Origin of the sequence: Paenibacillus agaridevorans (assembly GCF_003112455.1) — a bacterium.
Taxonomy (GTDB): Bacteria; Bacillota; Bacilli; order Paenibacillales; family Paenibacillaceae; genus Pristimantibacillus; species Pristimantibacillus agaridevorans.
Genome location: NZ_BDQX01000243.1, coordinates 90,860 through 113,047, shown reverse-complemented (window position 1 = coordinate 113,047; position 22,188 = coordinate 90,860). Strand labels below are relative to the sequence as shown.

18 protein-coding genes are annotated in these 22,188 nt (G+C 53.1%); all 18 read right to left on the bottom strand.

What is annotated here, in order from left to right; all coding sequences use genetic code 11:
• Positions 1 to 78: 78 nt before the first annotated feature.
• Complete coding sequence (locus tag PAT3040_RS21530; RefSeq protein ID WP_108994332.1) at positions 79 to 2,856, bottom strand: FtsK/SpoIIIE family DNA translocase; 2,778 nt, start codon at positions 2,854 to 2,856, stop codon at positions 79 to 81.
• Positions 2,857 to 2,920: 64 nt separating this feature from the next.
• Positions 2,921 to 3,139 carry a YlzJ-like family protein gene (locus PAT3040_RS21525; protein ID WP_108994331.1) on the bottom strand — a complete coding sequence of 73 codons (219 nt, stop codon included), beginning with the start codon at positions 3,137 to 3,139 and terminating at the stop codon, positions 2,921 to 2,923.
• Positions 3,136 to 3,972, bottom strand: a complete 837-nt coding sequence (locus PAT3040_RS21520; protein ID WP_087570943.1) for a ClpP family protease — start codon at positions 3,970 to 3,972, stop codon at positions 3,136 to 3,138. The genes PAT3040_RS21525 and PAT3040_RS21520 overlap by 4 nt, the downstream gene beginning before the upstream one ends.
• Positions 3,973 to 4,162: 190 nt before the next feature.
• On the bottom strand, positions 4,163 to 5,845 hold the full coding sequence (locus PAT3040_RS21515; protein WP_087570912.1) for a ribonuclease J: 1,683 nt from the start codon (positions 5,843 to 5,845) through the stop codon (positions 4,163 to 4,165).
• A 560-nt stretch (positions 5,846 to 6,405) separates the two neighbouring features.
• On the bottom strand, positions 6,406 to 7,281 hold the full coding sequence (dapA, locus tag PAT3040_RS21510) for a 4-hydroxy-tetrahydrodipicolinate synthase (RefSeq protein WP_087570913.1): 876 nt from the start codon (positions 7,279 to 7,281) through the stop codon (positions 6,406 to 6,408).
• A 42-nt stretch (positions 7,282 to 7,323) separates the two neighbouring features.
• Positions 7,324 to 8,538 (bottom strand): aspartate kinase, encoded by a 1,215-nt coding sequence (gene dapG, locus PAT3040_RS21505; protein WP_108994330.1) that lies wholly within the window; start codon positions 8,536 to 8,538, stop codon positions 7,324 to 7,326.
• Positions 8,539 to 8,753: 215 nt separating this feature from the next.
• Positions 8,754 to 9,344 carry a dipicolinate synthase subunit B gene (locus PAT3040_RS21500; RefSeq protein WP_087570915.1) on the bottom strand — a complete coding sequence of 197 codons (591 nt, stop codon included), beginning with the start codon at positions 9,342 to 9,344 and terminating at the stop codon, positions 8,754 to 8,756.
• Complete coding sequence (gene dpsA, locus PAT3040_RS21495; RefSeq protein ID WP_087570916.1) at positions 9,341 to 10,240, bottom strand: dipicolinate synthase subunit DpsA; 900 nt, start codon at positions 10,238 to 10,240, stop codon at positions 9,341 to 9,343. The genes PAT3040_RS21500 and dpsA overlap by 4 nt, the downstream gene beginning before the upstream one ends.
• Before the next feature lie 141 nt (positions 10,241 to 10,381).
• Positions 10,382 to 10,828 carry a dUTP diphosphatase gene (gene dut, locus PAT3040_RS21490; RefSeq protein WP_108994329.1) on the bottom strand — a complete coding sequence of 149 codons (447 nt, stop codon included), beginning with the start codon at positions 10,826 to 10,828 and terminating at the stop codon, positions 10,382 to 10,384.
• The gene (locus PAT3040_RS21485) at positions 10,809 to 12,074 is read right to left on the bottom strand and encodes a M16 family metallopeptidase (protein ID WP_108994328.1); all 1,266 of its coding nucleotides are present in this window, start codon (positions 12,072 to 12,074) and stop codon (positions 10,809 to 10,811) included. Before PAT3040_RS21485 ends, dut begins: the two co-directional genes overlap by 20 nt.
• A gap of 60 nt (positions 12,075 to 12,134) precedes the next feature.
• On the bottom strand, positions 12,135 to 13,145 hold the full coding sequence (locus PAT3040_RS21480; protein ID WP_108994327.1) for a polysaccharide deacetylase family protein: 1,011 nt from the start codon (positions 13,143 to 13,145) through the stop codon (positions 12,135 to 12,137).
• A 201-nt stretch (positions 13,146 to 13,346) separates the two neighbouring features.
• On the bottom strand, positions 13,347 to 15,452 hold the full coding sequence (gene pnp, locus PAT3040_RS21475; RefSeq protein ID WP_108994326.1) for a polyribonucleotide nucleotidyltransferase: 2,106 nt from the start codon (positions 15,450 to 15,452) through the stop codon (positions 13,347 to 13,349).
• Positions 15,453 to 15,886: 434 nt separating this feature from the next.
• A complete protein-coding gene (gene rpsO / locus PAT3040_RS21470; protein ID WP_087570920.1) occupies positions 15,887 to 16,156 on the bottom strand; it encodes a 30S ribosomal protein S15 in 270 nt (89 codons plus the stop codon).
• A gap of 164 nt (positions 16,157 to 16,320) precedes the next feature.
• The gene (locus PAT3040_RS21465) at positions 16,321 to 17,262 is read right to left on the bottom strand and encodes a bifunctional riboflavin kinase/FAD synthetase (protein ID WP_307719172.1); all 942 of its coding nucleotides are present in this window, start codon (positions 17,260 to 17,262) and stop codon (positions 16,321 to 16,323) included.
• Between the two features lie 150 nt (positions 17,263 to 17,412).
• Positions 17,413 to 18,321, bottom strand: a complete 909-nt coding sequence (gene truB, locus PAT3040_RS21460; protein WP_108994325.1) for a tRNA pseudouridine(55) synthase TruB — start codon at positions 18,319 to 18,321, stop codon at positions 17,413 to 17,415.
• A 2-nt stretch (positions 18,322 to 18,323) separates the two neighbouring features.
• Positions 18,324 to 19,313 (bottom strand): DHH family phosphoesterase, encoded by a 990-nt coding sequence (locus tag PAT3040_RS21455; RefSeq protein ID WP_108994324.1) that lies wholly within the window; start codon positions 19,311 to 19,313, stop codon positions 18,324 to 18,326.
• Positions 19,310 to 19,666, bottom strand: a complete 357-nt coding sequence (gene rbfA / locus PAT3040_RS21450; RefSeq protein ID WP_087570923.1) for a 30S ribosome-binding factor RbfA — start codon at positions 19,664 to 19,666, stop codon at positions 19,310 to 19,312. The genes PAT3040_RS21455 and rbfA overlap by 4 nt, the downstream gene beginning before the upstream one ends.
• A 7-nt stretch (positions 19,667 to 19,673) precedes the next feature.
• Positions 19,674 to 22,148: a translation initiation factor IF-2 gene (gene infB / locus PAT3040_RS21445; protein WP_181376764.1), complete on the bottom strand. Its 2,475-nt coding sequence runs from the start codon at positions 22,146 to 22,148 to the stop codon at positions 19,674 to 19,676.
• Between the last annotated feature and the right edge of the window lie 40 nt (positions 22,149 to 22,188).

Here is a 22,188-nt window from a genome sequence, read left to right as displayed (position 1 = left end):
AGTAGTATGAGAAAATTGATTCCCTTCTATGCAAGAATTCGGCAAAAGAGAAGTTTAAATGCGTGTTGAACAACCTCTTTAGGAGCTGGCGCGGTTCGCTTGGAACTGCTCGAGAGACATCAGCACCTCGCGCGGCTTGCTTCCTTCGTAAGGGCCAACGATGGAACGTGCCTCCATCTGGTCGATCAGTCTCGCAGCACGTGTATAACCGATTCTCATCCTGCGCTGGAGCAGCGATACGGAAGCCTGCTTTGCCTCCACAACGATCTGTACGGCCTGGTCGAACAGCTCGTCAAGCTGCATGTCTTCGTCCTCGGATTCCGCGTCAATTTCTGGCACGAGATCCTCCTTGTATTCCGCCTCTCCCTGATTCCTCGCAAAACTTACCAGTGCTTCCACCTCCTGATCGGAGAGGAAGGCGCCTTGTACGCGAATCGGCTTCGACATGCCCACGGGCAAGAACAGCATATCTCCGCGTCCGAGCAGCTTCTCGGCTCCTCCCATATCGAGAATTGTCCTGGAATCGACTTGCGACGAGACTCCGAACGCGATTCGGGAAGGGATGTTCGCCTTGATGACGCCTGTAATGACGTCGACGGATGGCCGCTGAGTAGCAATAATGAGATGAATTCCCGCTGCACGGGCCATCTGCGCAAGTCTCGCAATGGAGTCCTCGACATCGTTCGCGGCTACCATCATTAGATCCGCCAACTCGTCCACGATGATGACGTAGTACGGCAAAACGGCGGCCGGATTGTCAGCCATCAGCGTATTGTAGCCTTCTATATTGCGCGTCGACGATTTGGAGAACAGCTCGTAGCGTTTCTCCATCTCCACGACGATCTTCTTAAGCGCTAGCGATGCCCTGCGCGGATCCGTGACGACCGGAGCCAACAAATGCGGGATGCCGTTGTAGATGTTCAGCTCCACCATCTTAGGATCGATCATAAGGAATTTCACTTCGTCCGGTTTGGCCTTATACAGAATGCTCGTAATAATGCCGTTGATACAGACGGACTTGCCGGAGCCTGTTGCGCCGGCAACCAGCAAGTGAGGCATACGTGCAAGGTTGCCGACGATCGTCTGACCGGATATATCCCGGCCGAACGCAATGGAGAGCTTGGAGGTAGCCGTCTGGAAGGCAGGCGTCTCCATCACCTCTCTCATGGTGACGACGGACACTTCCATGTTGGGCACCTCGATGCCAATGGCGGACTTGCCTGGTATCGGCGCTTCCATCCTTACATCCTTAGCCGCAAGAGCCAATGCAATATCATCGGTAAGGCCAACGATTCGGCTTACCTTGACGCCCGTCGCGGGCTGAACTTCGTAACGGGTAACCGCTGGCCCCCGAACGACGTCCAGCACCTTCGCGCGTACGCCGAAGCTTTCCAGCGTCGCTTCCAGCTTGCGCCTGGAATCGTACATATCCGAAGCGTCGGAGCCTCTGCTCATGCCAAGCGGCTTCTGCAGCAAAGTGAACGGCGGCAAACGATATGGCTTGGGTGCGGGCGGTGCAGGAGGAGCTCCGCTGACGACCATTTCTTCGCCAACCGGCCTTCGCGGAACCGTTTCGCCGCTTGCTTGAACGGCCTCGGCGCTATTGTCGTCCTCGTCGAACGTTTCGTCTTGCATGCCGTCTACGACATCGTCAAGATTCTCTGCAAGCACGTCAGTCTCTTTCATCTCGTTATAGGTTTGATTGTCGTCGTATTCTTGCTGTTGGGCGTTAGGAGGCCAATCGGGATTCTCCCATGCCTGCGCCTCCCCGTACTCTTCTCCTGTTGGGGAGGATGGATCGTTAGGTATGCTCCCCTCCGTCTCTCCTGTGTCAGCAAGGTTATGATCATCCTGCCGCATCCATGGAGGGAGCGAATCATTATTATCGTCAAAATGCGTTTCTGTCCCTATGCCGTTTTCAGCGGAGCTTTCGCCCGTTTTCTCCCATGGCTGCTCGGCAAGTCCGTTTTCCCATGAACTAACCGCTGCGCCTGGCTGTTCGTCCTTATCGCCAGTGAACTCCCACTCGTCATCCTCGGAGGCATGGCTCTTGCTCTCTTCGTTCCGCCAAGCGAAGAATATCGATTTACGTTTCTTTGGCCTCGGCTTGGAGAATTGATCATCATCATCGATCGTATTGTCATCGTATAATCCGCTTGGCTGAGCAGCCGTCGCTCCCGCAGCGGCAGCGGCAGCTTCACGCTTCGCCTTGTGGCTGCTTCGCTTGGCGTTAAGCAGCTTCAACATCCGTATGAATCTTGTCCGTATCAATCGGACCAGCTCGACATACGACTTGCCCGTTATCAACATGATCGCTATGGCGAACATGACAATATTAATAATGACGGCTCCGTAATAGCCAAACAAGGTGAATAACATTGCTAACATCAGCGCGCCAACATAACCTCCGCTAATAGGCTTGTCTTGAATTCGGAGTTCGCTCACCCCGTCAGAGGCCGAGGTCAGAAGCTGCTCCTGCAGCCCCTGGCTAAGCGCTCCCAAAATAACGCCGCCTGATAACGTCTCTCTTTCGACGCCCTGGAATCTGGCGTTTACATCGGAGATCGAGCTGCTGAGCGCAAGGCCCAGCACAAGCACAAGCAGCCCCGTCTTGCGGCTTGTCCAGCCCCGGGGCCATGCCCTCTTAACCATTACAGTAAGACCTATGTATATGCCGACAAGCGCAAGCACGAAATAAAATTTGCCCAGAAACAAACCAAACAGCTTGGATAAGGCGCGTCCAACAGTCGCTTCGCCGGATAATGCGATGATGGATATTGTAATAATGAGAATACCGTATACTTCATACTTCAGTTGAGCGCCAATCGATTTTTTGCGTCCCTTTTTCTTTGCCATGCCGTCACCTCGGATTTCCATTATAGCACAGTTCCGGGTGACGGACTATTTCACTTCCGAACAACTATTCGAAGCCGAACGTAATCAATGATCCCGGCGCCAGCGTTGGATCCAGATAGTCGTACAAGGAGCAATCCAACAGTCTTACAATTTTACCGCAGCCTGGCGCTACGGGAATAACAAGCATTCTTATACCCTTTGCCGTAACGTCAAGCATAGGTTCCCCCTCTTCTCCGTAGCCCTGTAGAACCAGCTCTAGAGGCATGATAGTATGCAGGGTCATTGCGTAGCGCCTCCTTCTAAACCGACCTCGCTTGATGCAGCCATAATTCCAGCTGCAACCGATGCGTCTATGCTCGAAGGTTGAGGCGCTGCCGCACGTTTCGTTTCAATCAATCCATTTAAACTCCGAAGCGCATCTCCCAATCCGCCGATATTGTCAATGAGGCCATGCTTTACGGCATCAGCTCCGATTACTGTCGTACCGATATCGCGTGTAAGCTCGCCAGTCTTGAACATGAGTTCTTTAAAAGTAGTCTCAGAGATATTCGAATGAGAAGTAACGAATCGTACGACGCGTTCCTGCATTTTCTCCAAATATTCGAACGTTTGCGGCACTCCGATGACCAGTCCGTTCATCCGGATGGGATGAATCGTCATTGTTGCGGTTTCCGCGATATAGGATAGGTCTCCTGACACCGCTATGGGTACGCCGATGGAATGCCCGCCGCCAAGCACTAACGTTACCACCGGCTTCGACAATGACGCGATCATCTCGGCGATCGCGAGTCCGGCCTCAACGTCTCCTCCCACCGTGTTTAGTACGATTAGCACCCCTTCGATTTTCGGATTCTGTTCGGCGGCTACAAGCTGGGGGATCATGTGTTCGTATTTCGTCGTCTTATTTTGCGGCGGAAGAATGAGATGACCTTCGACTTGTCCGATGATTGTCATGCAAAAGATATTGGATTCCGCCGGAACTGGCGGAGATACGGTTCCCAATTGCTGAATGCTTTCAATTGCAGCCGATTTCCGCTTCTCGTCTTGAGGCGCTCCTTGCGGTTCAGGTTGGGCCGGCGGCGGCTCCGATCCATTGCTTTTAATTCCTTCATTCATGTATCCAAACGACATGCTTATATCCCCCTCATATCCATCATGTAGTTCTGCAGCTTGTCATAGTATGGAATGTCATGAGAACAATTATCCGAACTAAAATAACGGTGCAGCCGACCAAAAAAAATCGCCTTCCCTCCGGTTGCCCGGCTGAAAAGCGATTTCTATATCGTGATGGGTATTTGTATACCGTCTAAACCTCCATGATGATCGGCAATATCATAGGGCGGCGACGTGTCTGTTCGTAGAGGAATCGTCCAAGTGCGTCCTTGACGTTTGTCTTGAGCGATGCCCACTCGTTAACTTTGTCGTTCATAAGCTTGTTGAGTGTTGAAGTGACGATCCGGTTGGCTTCGTCCAGAAGGCCTTCCGACTCCCTAACGTATACGAACCCGCGGGAGATGATGTCCGGACCGGATAGAATCGTGCCATCCTGCTTGCTGAGCGTCACGACTACGACCAGAATGCCGTCTTGCGACAGCAGCTTGCGATCACGCAATACAATGTTGCCTACGTCGCCGACTCCAAGTCCGTCAATAAGAACATTGCCTGCCGGCACCTTGGAGCCCTTGCGACCTGCGCCGCCTTGGAATTCTACCGTATCGCCGTTCTCGACAATGAAAATATTTTCCTTATCGATGCCGATTGACTCGCCCAGTCTGCCATGCAAGCGAAGCATACGATATTCGCCGTGAATTGGAATAAAGTACTTTGGCTTGATTAGGTTCAGCATGAGCTTAAGCTCTTCCTGGCTGCCGTGACCCGATACGTGGACGCCAGACACGGAGCCTGGTCCATAGATGACATTGGCGCCGAGCTTGAACAGCTCGTCTACCGTACGTCCTACGTAACGCTCATTGCCAGGAATCGGCGTAGCGGCGATAATAACCGTGTCGCCAGGCAAAATATCGACTTTGCGATGCGTGGAGCGCGCCATTCTCGTCAAAGCGGACATGGGCTCTCCCTGGCTGCCAGTGCAAAGAATAACGACGCGGTCAGCGGCCAGCTTGTTCACTTCTTCCGGCTCGATCAGCATGCCTTCAGGGATGTTAAGGTAGCCAAGCTCCGATGCGATACCGACTACGTTGACCATGCTGCGGCCAACGACTGCAATCTTGCGGCGAGTTGCAATCGAAGCGTTGATGATCTGTTGAATCCTATGCACGTTGGAAGCGAAGGTGGCAACGACGACGCGTTGAGTGGACTTGCGGAAGATATCTTCAAGCTCGTCCCCTACCTTGCTCTCGGAAGGCGTGTAGCCAGGCCGTTCTGCGTTTGTACTGTCGGACAGCAATGCCAGTACGCCGCGGCTGCCGATTTCGGCAATACGCTGCAGGTCGGCGAACTGATCGTTTACTGGCGTATGGTCGAACTTGAAGTCGCCCGTATGAACGACGATGCCTTCCGGTGTATCCAGGCAGACGCCTACGGAGTCCGGAATACTGTGGTTGGTCTTGAAGAAGCTCGCACGAATGGCGCCGAGTTGAATCTCGGAATCCGCATTGATCAGGATGCGCTTCGTCTCGCCCAGCAGGCCCGCTTCCTTAAGCTTTCCTTCGATCAGTCCGAGCGTCAGCTTTGTTCCGTAGACAGGAACATTAAGATGTCTGAGCACGTATGGCAGACCGCCAATGTGGTCTTCGTGACCGTGTGTAATGAGAATGGCGCGAACCTTGTCGCGGTTCTCCGTCAGGTAAGAAATATCCGGGATGACAATATCAATGCCGAGCATGTCCTCTTCCGGGAATTTGAGACCCGAATCCACAACGACGATATCGTTGTTATATTGGATCACGTACATGTTTTTGCCGATCTCGCCTACTCCGCCCAGTGCGAATATAAGCAGCTTATCTTGGTTGTTGTTTTTCTTAGACAAATGTATCTATACCTCCTATAGAAAGTGTCATTATTCATGCTTTATCCGATTATTGGTATTACAGATAACGCCAGATGCCGCTCTGACGGTAAGAACTGGAATTGATTTTGTTTGCCGCACCCAATCACTTGTGATCATTATACATGATGAAAAAGATGGAATACAAGTGCAACCGGATAATCCTCTATCCGATAGCGTCTCCAAAACGTTTCATCCTTAGATATGCAAAAAAAACCGATGCAGCGCATCGGTTCTTGCTCTAACAGACGCCAGCGACGCTATTTGTCCGATTTTTAACCTCAAACAAATCTAACGGACTAAGATGACGCTATTTGGTGCATTTCCGCCCATTCTATGCGGTTTTGACGTGAGTAAGGTCGTCTGTGTCCGTTACAATTTGAACAGACCCCATTTTTGCAAAATAGCGACTGTTGTGTCCGTTACGATCAGCCTTTACTTAACTGCGCTGCCGTCCACAATGAATCGATAGCCTCTGTTAGTCCATTAGACTGTCGAAAAACTAAAAAAATCGAAAAATAGCGTCATTTATGTCCGTTTTACTATGAAATCAAATCCCGAAGAAAAGCCCGCTCCGCTTCGTTTGCATCGATCAGCGGAAGCCGCACCCCGCCAACGGGATAACCTTTGAGCGACAACGCATATTTAACCGCGACCGGATTCGGCACGGGATGAGGACAGTTGAACAAACCCTTGAAAATGGTGAACAGCTTTCCATTTAGCTTTGCTGCTTCCGCGACATTACCCTCTACATAGGCATTAACCAACGCCTTCATGTCGGCTCCAATAATGTGGCTCGCCACGCTGACGATTCCGTATGCTCCGACAGCGAGTGCCGGCAGCGTCATGGCGTCGTCCCCGCTGTATACGCGGAATCCGTCCGGCGCTCCGCTTACGATCAGAGTAAGTTGCTCCAGCGAAGCACAATCCTTCGTTGCAACAATGTTGTCAAGCTGTGCCAGGCGAAGCGTCGTCTCTACGGAAATATTGACGCCCGTGCGCCCCTCCACGTTATAGAGTATGATCGGCAGCGTTGTCGATTCTGCTATAGCCTTGAAGTGGCGGTACAAACCTTCTTGGGAAGGCTTATTATAATAAGGAGCGACAAGCAGGATTCCATCCACGCCGCATTGCTGGGCAGATTTCGTCAGATGAATCGTATGGGCAGTGTCGTTGCTGCCCGTACCGGCGATGATCTTGCAACGTCCAGCGGCGTGCTCGACCGCGAATGCGAAGAGCTTCAGCTTCTCTTCCTCCGTCAAGGTAGGCGACTCGCCCGTCGTGCCGGAGACAACGATGCTGTCACTGCTTTGCTCGTCAATCAAGTAATCAATCAGCTTACCGGCGGTTTGCCAATCGATAGATCCTTCCGCATCAAATGGTGTAACCATCGCTGTAATCAATCTTCCGAAATCCATAGAGACTCCTCCTAGAATTGTACAATAATGCTGTTAATTGCTTCATAAATGAAGATCGAACTTGGAATGCAGCGCCCGAAGCGCGACCGCCATATCTTCGTCGCGGACCAGGACCCAGATTGTAGTATTGGAATCGGAGGATTGCATGATGCTGATGCCTTGCTCCGTCAACGCCTCGACGATACGCGCCATGACGCCCGGCTGACCGTTCATTCCGCCTCCTATGACGGAGATCTTGGCGCAGCCAGGGGTCAGCACCGGCGCGAAGCCCGCTTCCCGAAGCAGCCGTTCCGCGGTATCCGCGTCCCGGTCATAGACCGTGTATAGAGCGCCGCTTGGCGTAACATTAATAAAGTCTACGCTGATATGATGTCTGGCCATCGTCTGGAACACTTGCAGTTGCATGTCGTTCTGTCCCTCGATCGCTTTTACCGCTATCTGGGTAATGCCGGGCACATGCGCAATGCCGGTCACATGTCTGTCCCTGAAATCATGATCGGCTGCCGCAGAAGCATCATCCGTAACGAGCGTGCCGACCTCCTCCGAGAAGGTGGAGCGAACCCTTACCGGGATTTTCGCCTGCTGGGCAATCTCGACCGCACGGGGGTGCACAACCTTGGCCCCTTGCCTTGCCAAGTTGCAAATTTCCGCATAACTTACGACAGGAAGCGGTTTGGCATCGGCCACGATCCGAGGATCCGCGGTTAAAATGCCATTAACGTCGGTGTAAATATCGACCATTTCCGCGCGCAAAGCAGCGCCGATTGCCGTCGCCGTCGTATCGCTGCCGCCCCGTCCAAGCGTCGTCAGGTCGCCTTGGGCGGTTACGCCCTGGAAGCCGGCGACCACGACAACTTGGCCTTTAGCCAATTGCGTGAGGACGGGCTCCGGGTCAATACGCTTAATTCGCGCCGACCCGAAGCTTTCGTCCGTTAAAATTCCTGCGCTTCCACCCGTTAACGCAACAGAGGAAATGCCTCTGGCATTGAGCATGCTGCACAATACGGCTGCCGATATAATCTCGCCGCAGCCAAGCAGCATATCCCTTTCTTTTGCCGGTAGACTTTCTCCGCTTTGCCGGACAAGCTCTAACAACGTATCCGTGGCGTACGGATCACCGCTGCGTCCCATAGCGGAAACGACGACGACAAGACTATTGCCGTCGCCCCGTTCCCTATTGATATGATAAATAACACGTTCTCTAGCTTCCGGGCTGGATACCGAGGTTCCTCCGAATTTCTGTATGAGGATTCGCAAGCCGTTAGCCTCCTATCTTCGAGTGAAGACGAGAAGCAGCACGTTATCCGTAATGAATCCATGAACCCGTGGAAAATAATTGCTGCGATATGAACATGATCCTTGCCAAGCCTTGTAGATGGTCCTCGGAAGTCAGAGGCAGCTGCTTAACATCCTCGATCGTTTAATCCCATTCGTTATCCATCAAAGATTTCTAAAGTCGTGGAACGCCTCAATTATCCGTGCCGCTCTACCAGCATCGGCTGAAGCTGCTTGCCCTGAAGCGCGGCCTCGCAAGCTTCCAGCACCAGATCCATACGAGCGACCAGCGAATTGGGCTTCTGAATCGGATTATCCTGACCAAAGGGTACGAAATAAATATGTTTAGCTACTAATAGCTTCGCTATATTCGCGGCGTTAAGGCCCAAGCCGTCATTCGTCGAAATGGCGAGTACGATCGGTCTGCCGTTGCGCATCTGCGCCTTGGCGGCCATCAATACAGCGCTGTCCGTAATTGCGTTAGCGAGCCGGCTCGTCGTGTTGCCCGTGCAAGGCGCGATAACAAGAACGTCAAGCAGCTTGGAAGGTCCAAGCGGCTCCGCCTGAACGATCGTCGAAATGATCTCGTTGCCCGTAATGCCCCTAAGCTGCTCTTGCCATTCCTTCGCCGTTCCGAATCTCGTATCTGTCGTAATCAGCGTATTCGAAACGATCGGCACGACATTTGCACCGGCATCGACGAAACGCTTGATCTCCGGCATCACCTCTGCGAACGTGCAGTGAGAGCCGGACAATGCATAACCTACCGTAATTCCGTTCCAATTCATATCCCATTCCCCCGCTTATTCGTATCATCCATGATCAACTGAGTCAAGCAATCCGCTATGATGCGTCCAGCTGTTTTGGGTGCGACGATTCCGGGGAGTCCGGGTGCGAGCATCGCCTTGATGCCACGTTTCTCTGCGAAGCGGAAATCGGTTCCGCCAGGCTTCGAGGCAAGGTCGATGATAACCGCTCGCGATGGTAGATTTGCGATAATTTGCGCTGTGACTATCATAGTCGGAATTGTATTAAAAAGCAAGTCAATGTTGCCCGCATTATGCAGTAAAGCCCCCGTATAGAAAGGCTCGAAGCCCATCTCCGCCGCCCTTGCAAAATGCTCTGAGCGCCTGACGCCAACCTTGACTTTAGCCCCTAATCCATGCAAGGCTCGAGCCATCGTAAAGCCGGTCCGGCCAAAGCCGAGCACCATGCTTCGTGAACCATGGATTGTAATATCCGTATTCTGAATAGCCATCATCAGGGCGCCTTCCGCCGTTGGGATGGAATTATAGATGGCTACATCGTCCCGATCGAACAGCTCGACCAGCTTCAGGCCGTATTGCCCGCACAATTGTTTCAAGTAAGGCTTTGCCATGCCCGTATAAACCGTACAATGTGCGGGCAGCTTCGCCATATGCGATTCGCCGAGCACAATTTCCCGATCGCTGAATACGGCGTGAATCAGGCCATTGTCTTCGGTACCTACGGCAGGCAGCAGCAGCGCGTCGACATTTTCGAACAAAGCTTCTTCGAACTCGGCATGCACGGCGCCGTCGAGCGAAGAGTGCAAGCCATCGAAGCCGCATACCGTGACGGAAGCGTCCAGCTCGCTCAGCTTGCGTATAACCTCCAGTTGCCGGGCATCGCCGCCGAGCATCAGCACTTGAACGCCTGTAAGCATTAAGCGTCACTCCTTTCAAAAACAAATAAGCAATCAGATGCTCATAAGGATATAGACCATCTTATGCCGCCGCCCAAAGCGGGGTGAAAGTTTGCGCGCAACAAAAAAAGCCGTACAGCCAATAGCCGTACGACTTCCTCATTACTTCACTCCGGTATGTCCGAAACCGCCTGCGCCTCTCACCGTATCCGGAAGCTCTTCCGCTTCCTCGATCGTCACCTGGGGAACGACCTGGAACACCATCTGCGCAATACGTTCGCCTCTTGTGATGGCAAATGGCTCCGCCCCCAGATTAACGAGCAGCACCTTCACCTCTCCGCGATAATCCGCGTCGATCGTGCCTGGCGAATTCAAGCAGGTAATGCCATGCTTGTATGCCAGTCCGCTGCGCGGACGAATCTGCGCTTCCAGCTCCATGGGCATCGCCATGGAGAAGCCCGTCGGAATGAGCTTGCGCTCTCCCGGCTGCAAGACTACAGGCTCGCTTACGGCAGCCTGCAGGTCGAAGCCCGCAGCCCACTCCGACATTTTGCGAGGAACCGCGATGTCTTCGTTGCCTTCCAATCGTTTAAACAGAACCTGGTACAAGCTGATCTCTCCTCAATCCCGCAAATTCTTTGTCGGTCGTGCCCACTGTCGCTACTGCAAAAGGCACGGCCAACATCCGCTTGGTTACTTCGCGGATATGATCCATTGTCACATTATCGATACGCGCAAGCAGCTCGTCAAGCGTGTAATGGCGTCCCAGCATCAGCTCGTTTTTGCCGATCCGGTTCATTCTGCTGCTCGTGCTCTCAAGGCTCAGGATAAGAGATCCCTTAAGCTGCTCTTTGCCTCGATGAAGCTCGTCTTCGCCCAGTCCCTTGACGGACAATTCGTGCAGCTGTTCCATGGTCAGCTCCAGCACGTCCTTCGTCTGCTTCGGAGCCGTACCCGCATAGACCGTAAACAGACCCGAATCCGCATAACCCGTATGATACGAATAGACGGAATACGCAAGTCCTCGTTTCTCCCTGATTTCCTGGAAAAGCCGCGAGCTCATGCCACCGCCGAGCGCGTTATTAAGCAGCACCATCGAATACAGCAGCGGATCGGCGTTGGAGCAGCCTGGGAAGGAGATGCAGAGATGATTTTGCTCCGTTTTTTTCTTAAAGAAGATATAGTCCCCGTGGAAAGCCGGCGGCGTTACGACTACAGGCTCCGAATGCCGCGAGAAGGCGCCAAAGTACTGCTCCAGCATCGCCAGCAGCTTCTCGTCTTCAACATTGCCCGCCACGCTGATGACGGTGTTCTCAATGGTGTATCTGTCGTTCATGTAACCGCGCAGCGTATCGGGACCCATCGACTCCAGCCGTTCTTTAAGCCCGAGAATGGAATAGGCAAGCGGATGACTGCCGAACGCGGCGCGCGAAGCTTCATCATGAACCTTGTCGTCCGGAGTATCCTCGTACATCGCAATTTCTTCAAGAATTACGTTTTTTTCCTTGGCCAGCTCTCCTTCGTCGAACTGCGAATGGAAGAACATGTCCGACAAGGCATCCACGGCAAGCGGCAGATGTTCGTCAAGCACTTTCGCGAAGTAACACGTATATTCCTTCGACGTAAAAGCATTGACGTTGCCTCCGATGCCGTCGAACAGATCCGCAATGTCCTTGGCGGACCGTTTCTCTGTACCCTTGAACAACATATGTTCGATAAAATGGGAGATGCCGCTGTTGTCTACCGTCTCGTTGCGCGAGCCTGTCTTCACCCAGATACCGAACGAAACGGAACGAACTGTAGGTATATTTTCCACCATGACGCGCAAGCCGTTGCTAAGTACGTATTTATTCACCAAGCGTCCCCCTATATTGGCGTTATGCCAATCTGTATTAACACGAATGATTCCACTATATCAGAATCCAACTCCGCCCTCAACAACAGCGGGCGTCCGCTCTGAAGACAGCGTCTGGCTTACTGTGCCGATCAAGTATCCCTTCGCCTTGGCGCTTGCAATCATGCCAGGCAGCGCTTGGCTCGAAGAAGCTGTCGGATGCATGAGAATCAGCGCCCCCGGCTCCAGCTTTCTGTCGATTTTCTCCACAATGGCACTAGGCGCCGGCTTCATCCAGTCGATCGTATCGATGGTCCACAGCACCGTCTGCAAGCCCAGCTCCTTCGCGATCTGCAAGGTGGCTCCATTGTAGGAACCGGACGGCGGGGCGAACCACCGATTATCGCCAATGCCCAGCCTCTCTTGCAGCAGCTTCTCTGTACGCGTTATTTGGGAAGACTGATCGCTTCGATTCAAATTTTTCATATCCGGATGCGAATACGCATGATTGGATAACTCATGACCTGCATCCATAATTTTGCGGGCAAGCTCGCTATTCTTGTTCAGCCAGGAACCGTCCAGAAAAAACGTGGCCTTGACATTCTCCCTGGCAAACGTCTCCAGGATGGGATCAATGTACTCATTGCCCCAAGCGACATTGACCATAAAAGCGATCATCCGTTTGTTAGGATTGCCTCTGTAGACCGGCTGCGCGCCAAGATCCCCGAGACCGATCTTCGGTTCGATTTCTTTGTATTGATAAGGGATGGAATCCGTCCTGGCTGCTTGAAGAGCCGCTTCGTAGGTACGCTCGATATCGACCGCAAGTCCGTTATAGCCGGGAATGGCATGCCAAACCCGATCAATCCTAGCATCGATTGGCGCCGAATACCGACTTTCTGCTTCCGCGACGATCCGATTGTACAGCTCCTTCTTCTCTTCTTCCGACAAGGAAGGCGGTCCGAACGCGTAAGTCGCGTCATGCCCGGCCTTAACCGAGTGGATAAAAGCGCTAATATCCCCGTTTAATCGTATAAATACGAGCACCATCAATAGGCTTGCCGCTATTGCAGCAGCTTTGCGCAGCGCCATGTCCCCCACTCCCCGCTTATCCAGTCCCATCCGGAATCCTGCAGCGCCTGAACAGCTAAAACGGTTGTGCTGTTGGAGTCCGATATGCGGTTATGAACCATCTTATGAGCGGAAGGACAACTTTATGCGGCTTGTACCCAAACAAAAAGAGGCAGATGATATCTGACTCTTCGCTTGGTGCCTATTTAGTTTCGAGTGAAATTACTTGGTTTCCGGGGACGCTTCCTGCGTCAGGAGCACTTTGCGCGAAAGGTTGACTCTGCCTTGCTGATCGATCTCCGTTACCTTCACGGTAATCTGGTCGCCAATTTTAACAACGTCCTCGCATTTCGCTACGCGTTCCGTAGACAGTTGGGAGATGTGGACAAGGCCGTCCTTGTTCGGCAAAATTTCGACGAATACGCCAAACTTCTCGATCCGTTTGACCGTTCCCAGATAAATCTCTCCGACAACAACTTCCTTGACGATGCCTTCGATAATCGACTTGGCTTTTTGATTCATCTCTTCGTTGGAGGAAGCGATAAACACCATGCCGTCTTGCTCGATATCGATTTTGACACCAGTTTCCTCGATAATTTTGTTGATGATTTTGCCGCCGGCGCCGATAACGTCGCGGATCTTGTCCGGATTAATGCGGAGCGTCAAAATCTTAGGCGCGTATTTCGACAAGTTCGTACGCGGCGCGCTCATCACTTCCATCATCTTGCCGAGGATATGCAACCGTCCTTGACGCGCTTGCTCCAGCGATTGCTGCAAAATCGCGCGGTCGATGCCATCGATCTTAATGTCCATCTGAATCGCCGTAACGCCGGCAGCGGTACCAGCCACTTTGAAGTCCATATCGCCCAGATGATCTTCCATCCCTTGAATATCGGACAGGATGGAGAAATGTTCGCCGTCCTTGATCAGACCCATCGCGATACCCGCTACCGGCGCTTTGATCGGAACTCCTGCGTCCATCATGGCCAGCGTGCTGGCGCAAATGCTCGCCTGCGACGTAGAGCCGTTGGACTCAAGTACTTCGGATACGAGACGAATCGTGTAAGGGAAATCCGTTTCCGAAGGAATAACCTTGGACAATGCGCGTTCTCCGAGCGCGCCGTGGCCGATCTCCCTGCGTCCTGGAGGACGTAAAGGACGAGCTTCGCCTACGCTGAATGGCGGGAAATTATAATGGTGCATAAAGCGCTTGGTCTCTTCCGGCGAGATGCCGTCAAGAATTTGCACGTCGCCCATTGCGCCGAGCGTACAGATGCTTAGCGCCTGAGTCTGACCGCGTGTGAACAGGCCAGAGCCGTGCGTGCGCGGGAGCAAGGATACATCGCATTCGATCGGACGAATCTCATCGAGACCGCGGCCGTCGGGACGTACCTTGTCATGCGTAATAAGGCGGCGTACTTCTTCCTTCACGATGTCGTAAAGCACTTCCTTCACGTCGCCCAGCCATTCTGGCGTATCGGCGTAGACCGTCTCGAAGTGAGTCACGGTATCGCCGTTTACGGCGTCGATTGCTTCTTGGCGCGCGTGTTTCTCGGCGATCTTGATCGCTTCTACCAGACGTTCCGATGCGAATGCGCGAACCGCAGCGTTCACTTCTACGTTTACGGCGTGAAGCTTGACTGCCATTTTTTCTTTGCCTGCAGCTGCCGTCAGCTCTTCGATCGTAGCCACGATGCCTCTGATCGCGTCGTGCCCGAACATGATGGCTTCCAGCATGACTTCCTCGGATACTTCGTTCGCTTCCGCTTCCACCATCATGATAGCGTCCTTCGTACCTGAAACAACGACAAAAATATCCGTCTCTTGTTCCTGCTCAACCGTTGGGTTGATGATGAATTTGCCATCGATGCGGCCGACTACAACCCCGCCAATCGGCCCGTTGAACGGAACGTCCGAGATCGAAAGTGCTGCCGAAGTACCAATCATTGCCGCAATCTCCGGCGTGCAGTCTTGATCGACGCTCATGACGATGTTGGCAATCTGCACATCGTTGCGGAATCCTTCCGGGAACAGCGGACGAATAGGTCTGTCCGTCAAGCGGCTGGACAGAATCGCCTTCTCGCTCGGTCTGCCCTCGCGCTTAATGAAGCCGCCCGGGATTTTGCCCACCGCATACAATCTCTCTTCGTAGTTGACAGTCAGCGGGAAGAAATCCAGATCTTTTGGTTCTGAAGAAGCAGTGACGGTACAAAGGATAACCGTCTCTCCGTAACGAACCGTTACGGCTGCGTTCGCTTGCTTGGCCAGTCGGCCTGTCTCCAAGCTTAACGGTCTTCCGCCAAGCATCATTTCAACTTTATGTATCATTCGCGAGCCTCCGTTCATAGTAGAATCAAGATTCTTATAGTGAGAGTTCAAAAAGTTCGGTTTTTAGCACAATAGCATATGCTTCCGATGCTGCGTTTTTTTCAAAAACGCTGCAGAAGATTGGATAAAGGTAGAAACTGAGGAGCGGAGCGTAGTGGAAGCTACGTGAGCACCTGCAATGTTTCCGGAGGAAACATACTACGAAAGCATTTGCTTAGTTTCGCCTAACTTCGGGCCCCGCGAAAGTAATCGGAATTAACATCGAAGCTTCCCTTCACTTTCGTGGGTATCAGGAAATATTCGATGCCGAGTATGCTTCTTGGGATACTTCGTGATCAAAAGCGGACTTTTTGAACAACCTCTTGTAATTTTACAAAAAGCAACCCGTATCCCTCTCAATGGGGACGATCAGGTTGCTTTCTGTTACGCATGTTTTAACGGCGAAGGCCGAGTTTTTCAATCAATGCGCTATAACGTCTTACGTCTTTGTTCTTCAGGTAAGCCAGCAGCTTACGGCGTTGACCGACCATCTTGAGCAGACCACGGCGGGAGTGATGATCTTTTTTGTGTTCCCGCAAATGTTGCGTCAAGTTCACGATGTTTTCCGTAAGGATAGCGACTTGAACTTCAGCGGACCCCGTGTCGCTTGCATGCGTCTTGTGAGTCTCGATCAGCTCTTGTTTACGTTCTTGTGTAATTGCCATCCTTGTTCACCTCCTTCTATCTTAATCGCCATTAGCCTCGCCGCCGCCGGTGAGAGCGGACAACCAAGCCAAGGTTCGGCTGGACCGCTTCCGAATGCTTGTACAAGCTTCGTTCGGTCACAACTTTGATCAGTATATCACATGATAAGGCAGGTTGTCGAGTTCTAAAGACTTTGATTAATCGCACGAGCTTGTGCCGCGTCGGCAGCGATCTGGCTGATCAATTGATCAATCGAGCCGAACTTTTGCTCCGAGCGAATGAAAGCTTTAAATTGCACCCTGATTTCCTTGCCGTAAATGTCCCGGTCGAAATCAAACAGATTCGCTTCCATAACGGGCTTGATCTCCGACTTGTTGAAGGTCGGCTTCATTCCGTGATTAAGTACGCCGTTGTATGCGACTCCGTCCAGCCATGCCGTAATGGCATAGACGCCAAGCTTCGGGGCTACGTAAGGATCATGCAGCTCGAGATTGGCAGTAGGAAAGCCGATGGTACGCCCTCTCCCGTCGCCGTGAACGACGGTGCCTGATACTTCATAAGGACGACCCAACAGGCTGTTCGCCTTGTCAAGATTGCCTTGCTCCAGCAAATCTCGCGTATATGTGCTGCTAACCTTGACGCCGTTATCGTATAATGGCTCGACAATGCTGACTCCGATATCCGGCTTGCACAGCTCAAGCAGAGTCGAAGCATTGCCCGCGCCTTTGCTGCCGAAAGTAAAGTCGAATCCAACCACGGCATGACCGACGCCGAGCGGACGCAATACGCCGCTGACGAATTCGGAAGGCGATACCGCGGCGAAGCTGAGGTCGAAGCGCATCACATACATAATATCAACGCCGAGCTCTTCGAACAACGCCTGCTTTTTGTGAAGCGGAGTCAGACAGCTGTAATAGTGTTCTCCATGGCCCAGCACTTCCTTGGGATGCGGAGAGAAGGTCATGACAGCCGACAGCATTCCTTCCTTGCGGGCAACGTCAACCGCTTGCCGGATGACGTTTTGATGCCCTCGATGTACGCCGTCGAAGTGACCGATCGCAATGGAGACCGCCTTCTCCTGCACAAGCTCTGCCAGATTCGTAAAAGGATAAGAGATCGAAATCATTTTCACCGCGAATACACCTGCATTTCCATAAAAGAGGTAGTTCAAAAACTTCGCTTCATCCAACCTTCTACAACGTTTTTTAAAAAAACGCAGCATCGGAAGCATACGCTACGGTACTGAAAACCGAACTTTTTGAACCTTATTGAAATTTCAAGAGAAAACCTTGACCGGGCGCAAGCCGTAGATATCCATGTCGCATTCGAAAATGCCAATGAACGACTCGCGGTTATCCGTTACGCGGAACAGCGTGCCATGTACCCAGGGCTCTTGAATAGATGCCGATCGAAGCGACAGCTTTTGTCCGCGCAGCGCCTTGGCTGCAGCTTCCTCCGTAACGACTGCCTTCGGAATATGGTCGATGGCTTCCTCGGGAGAGATAAGACGGCTCTCGAGCTCGCCTGCGGCCTGCAATTGCTCGATCTCCTCCAGAGTCAGGCACTGCTCGGCCTGAATTCCGCCGGACATCGTTCTGGTCAAGCTCTTCATCGTGGCTGGCACGCCGAGAGCCTTGCCAATATCGACGCATAACGTGCGAATATATGTCCCCTTGGAGCATACGGCCGAGAACGTAATTTCCGGGTGTTCCATATCGAGCTCGGAAGCAAGGAGCCGAATCTCATGTATGCGAACTTTGCGAGACTTCCGTTCTACTGTTTTCCCTTCCCTGGCAAGCTCGTACAATCGCTTCCCGTCTACCTTGACAGCGGAGAACATCGGCGGCACTTGTTCAATCTCGCCCAGGAATTGTCCCAGCACGGCTTCCAGCTCTTGCTCCGTGAAACGGCGGACAGGTTCCTGTGCCAGAACGTCGCCCGTCATGTCCTCTGTATCTGTAGCAATGCCCAGCTTCAGTACAGCTTCGTAGGCCTTTGGCCGCTCCTGCACATACTCGACGACTCTCGTCGACCGGCCCAGGCATAGAGGCAAAACGCCAGTAACCATAGGATCAAGAGTGCCCGCATGACCGATCCGCTTCATTTTTAATAGTCGCCTTGCTTTGGCCACAACATCATGGGATGTCCAGCCAGCCGGCTTCCATACCGCAAGTATGCCATCCATTGTTAGACCAGCGCCTTTCTAGCGGCTTCGACGAGCAACGCCGACGCGGCCGATATCGGCCCATCCAGCGTGCAGCCGGCGGCCCGGACATGGCCTCCGCCACCAAATGATTGGGCAATGGCGGCAACATCCGCTTTGCCGGCGGAACGAAGGCTGGCTTTGACTTGTCCGGACTCCGTCTCTTTAAACAGAATGCCGACTTCTACGCCATCTACGTTAAGCGCGTAGTTCACAATGCCTTCGAGATCGTCAGGCACCGCACCGCATTCCCGCAGATCATCCTTTGTCATGTACAGCCAGCCAATCTCCAAATTGTCGGAGAAAGTCAAACGGCTAAGCGCAGTCTGCAGCAGCTTGAGCTTGCCGATCGTCATCTTTTCCAGCAGATGATCCGCAAGCCTGCTGCCGGACACGCCAATAGCGAGCAGATTCGCCGCAATCTCCATCACGCGCGGGCTGGTGTTGGAATAGCGGAAGCCTCCCGTATCCGTCAGCAGCCCCGTATAGATCGCAGTCGCGCAATCGAGATCGGGCGTGATATCCGCCGCTTCAAGCAAGTCGTACAAAATCTCAACGGTTGCTGCAGCTTCCGGCCGAATGATATTCAACGTCCCGAAGCCGTCATTTGTCGGATGGTGATCGATGTTCAGCAGCGCTGCTCCGGATGCAAATAAGCTCGCTGCCTCCCCGATGCGGCGATAATCCGCACAATCGACCGCAATGATCGCATCGTAAGTGCCTTCAAGTTTAGCGGCCTTTAAAGAATGAATCTCCTCGAATCGATGCAAGAATGACAGCCTTGAAGGCAGCAAACTTTCGTTCACCAGAACAGCGGTCTTCCCAAGTTTGGATAACAGCCAAGCCACAACCGATGTTGAGCTAATGGCGTCTCCGTCCGGCTGGACATGGGAGACAACAAGAAAGGAAGCATGACCTTCGATGAAGGCCAATGCTTCTTTCAACAAGTCGTTATAGCTCTGGGGCCGCGTCACTTCGCGTCGCTTCCTTTGTTAATATCTTCGAGCAAGGATTCGATCCGGCTGCCGTATTCGATGCTGCTGTCGAACTTGAATAATAGCACCGGCGTGTGGCGAAGCTTCATGCGCTTGCCAAGCTCCGAACGAAGGAAGCCTGTCGCGCTTGCCAGCGCTTTGAGCGTTGCTTCCTTCTGCTCGTCATTGCCGAGTACGCTAAGGTAAATCTTCGCTTGCGACAAATCGCTTGTCGTCTCCACGCCCGTAACGGTTATAAATCCGATGCGCGGATCCTTCAATTCCATCTGAATAATGCTGCTAAGCTCTTTTTTGATCTGCTCGCTTACGCGGCCTACCCGAATTTTTGCCATTGCTTAATCACCTCTCAACCGACTCCATGATGAAGGCTTCGATTACGTCGCCTTCTTTAATATCGCTAAAGCGTTCCAGTGTTATACCGCACTCGTAGCCTTGAGCGACTTCCTTGGCGTCGTCCTTGAACCTCTTAAGCGAATCGATCTTGCCCGTGTACACGACGATGCCGCTGCGAACGATGCGCGCTTCGGCCGAACGGGTTACTTTGCCGTCAATAATCATGCAACCGGCAATCGCGCCGATTTTCGTCACCTTGAACACGTTCCGAACTTCGGCATGTCCGATGATGACTTCCTTGTAGATCGGATCCAACATGCCTTTCATCGCTTGCTCGATCTCGTCGATGACGTTGTAGATGACGCGGTGCATGCGGACGTCGACCTTCTCTTGGGCAATCGTTGCTTCCGCCTGAGGATCCGGACGAACGTTGAAGCCGATAACGATCGTGTTCGACGCAGCCGCGAGAATGACATCGGATTCCGTAATCGCGCCTACGCCGCTGTGGATGACCTTGACGCGAACGCCTTCGATGTCGATCTTGGCAAGCGAGCCTTTAAGCGCTTCGAGCGAGCCTTGTACGTCTGCTTTAATAATGACGTTAAGATCTTTGATCTCTCCATCTTTAATGTGGCTGAACAGATCGTCCAAGGTAACGCGCGTATTGGCGCCCATCTCGGATTGGCGATGTTTGATGGCGCGGCGATCTGCGATCGCGCGTGCTTTGCGCTCGTCTTCGAATACCATAAACGGATCGCCGGCAAGCGGCACTTCCGTCAAACCCGTAATCTCGATAGGCGTCGACGGGCCAGCTTCCTTGAGACGGCGGCCTTTGTCATTTACCATGGCTCTAACACGACCGAAACAGTTGCCCGCTACAAATGCGTCGCCGATACGGAGCGTTCCGTGCTGTACGAGAATACGGGCTACAGGACCTTTGCCTTTGTCCAGCTCTGCCTCGATAACCGTTGCGCGGGCGCGCTTGTTCGGGTTCGCCTTGAATTCATTGACTTCCGCTACAAGCAGAATCATCTCGAGCAGACCTTCCAGGTTGATGCGCTGCTTCGCGGATACTTCCACAAAGATCGTATCTCCGCCCCACTCTTCCGGCACGAGCTCATATTCTGTCATTTCCTGTTTGATTTTGTCCGGGTTAGCTTCCGGCTTATCGATCTTATTAACCGCTACGATAATTGGAACGCCTGCCGCTTTGGCATGGCTGATCGCTTCTACCGTCTGAGGCATAATGCCGTCGTCGGCTGCTACTACGATAATCGTAATATCCGTTACTTGCGCGCCGCGTGCACGCATTAGTGTAAACGCTTCGTGACCTGGTGTATCCAGGAACGTAATCTTCTTGTTATTAATCTCGACTTGGTATGCGCCGATGTGCTGCGTAATGCCGCCTGCTTCGCCGCCTGAAACGTTCGACTTGCGGATGGCGTCGAGAAGCGTCGTTTTACCATGGTCGACGTGACCCATAATCGTTACGACTGGCGGGCGAACGAGCAGATCCTCTTCTTCGTCCGTCTCTTCCACGGTCTCGAAGGTGTCTTCCTCCACCGGAATTTTCACTTCAACCTCAACACCGTATTCGCCTGCGATCAGCATGATCGCATCCATATCGATCTCTTGATTAATGGTAGCCATAACGCCCAGGAATAGAAGCTTCTTGATAACCTCGGAAGCATCCTTATGCAGCAGCTTGGCAAGATCGCCGACCGTCAGCGTGCCGCGGACGATAATCTTCTTAGGCGTGTTGTCGATCTTCTCGCGAGGAGGCTGATTCTGATGACCTTTGCCACGGCCTTTGCCGCCGCGATTGTTCCCTTTGTTGAAGCCGCCGCCGCGGCCATCTTCGAAACGTCTGGAACTGCCGTTGCCGCTGTTGCCGCCCTTGCCGAAGCGATCGCCGCCGCCTCTGCGATCGTCGCTTCCGCCGCCTGTACGTGCCGGTGCCGGACGGGAATCGAAGCTGCGAGCCTGTCCTTGAGGCGCAGTGCCCGTGCGAGCGCCACCCTGAGCGCCTTGGCCGCCGCCTTGACCGCCTGTACGATTGCCCTGGCCCCCTTGGCCGCCTTGACCGTAACCGGAGCGATTGCCGCCCTGGCCGCCGGAACCGCCTTGACCGAAGCCTGAACGGTTTCCGCCTTGACCGCCGGAAGGACGATTGCCGCCTTGGCCTCCTTGACCGCCTTGGCCTCCCTGACGTTGGAAGCTGCCTTGACCTTGGCCGCCGGATGGGCGATTGCCGCCCTGGCCTTGTCCTTGACCGCCGGATGGGCGATTGCCGCCTTGGCCTTGTCCCTGACCGCCGTTATAGGAGCGTCCTCCGCCTTGGCCTTGTCCCTGACCGCCGGATGGACGGTTTCCGCCTTGACCTTGGCCTTGACCGGTTGGACGATTGCCTTGCTGTGGTTTTTGCTCACGCTGCTGATCCCTTGTTTGCTGCTGTTCGGATGGTTGTGTTTTCGTATTAATAGAGTTCGTTGTCCCCTGTCTCTCTTGAGTTGTGTTGCCG

Bases quoted from the DNA above. Each gene is read 5' to 3' on its own strand.
- pnp (WP_108994326.1), bottom strand. From the start codon at position 15,452: ATGATACATAAAGTTGAAATGATGCTTGGCGGAAGACCGTTAAGCTTG.
- rbfA (WP_087570923.1), bottom strand. From the start codon at position 19,666: ATGGCAAAAATTCGGGTAGGCCGCGTAAGCGAGCAGATCAAAAAAGAG.
- dpsA (WP_087570916.1), bottom strand. From the start codon at position 10,240: ATGCTTACAGGCGTTCAAGTGCTGATGCTCGGCGGCGATGCCCGGCAA.
- PAT3040_RS21530 (WP_108994332.1), bottom strand. From the start codon at position 2,856: ATGGCAAAGAAAAAGGGACGCAAAAAATCGATTGGCGCTCAACTGAAG.
- dapA (WP_087570913.1), bottom strand. From the start codon at position 7,281: ATGGATTTCGGAAGATTGATTACAGCGATGGTTACACCATTTGATGCG.
- PAT3040_RS21480 (WP_108994327.1), bottom strand. From the start codon at position 13,145: ATGGCGCTGCGCAAAGCTGCTGCAATAGCGGCAAGCCTATTGATGGTG.
- PAT3040_RS21500 (WP_087570915.1), bottom strand. From the start codon at position 9,344: ATGAATTGGAACGGAATTACGGTAGGTTATGCATTGTCCGGCTCTCAC.
- PAT3040_RS21525 (WP_108994331.1), bottom strand. From the start codon at position 3,139: ATGACCCTGCATACTATCATGCCTCTAGAGCTGGTTCTACAGGGCTAC.
- PAT3040_RS21520 (WP_087570943.1), bottom strand. From the start codon at position 3,972: ATGAATGAAGGAATTAAAAGCAATGGATCGGAGCCGCCGCCGGCCCAA.
- rpsO (WP_087570920.1), bottom strand. From the start codon at position 16,156: ATGGCAATTACACAAGAACGTAAACAAGAGCTGATCGAGACTCACAAG.
- truB (WP_108994325.1), bottom strand. From the start codon at position 18,321: ATGGATGGCATACTTGCGGTATGGAAGCCGGCTGGCTGGACATCCCAT.
- PAT3040_RS21465 (WP_307719172.1), bottom strand. From the start codon at position 17,262: ATGATTTCGATCTCTTATCCTTTTACGAATCTGGCAGAGCTTGTGCAG.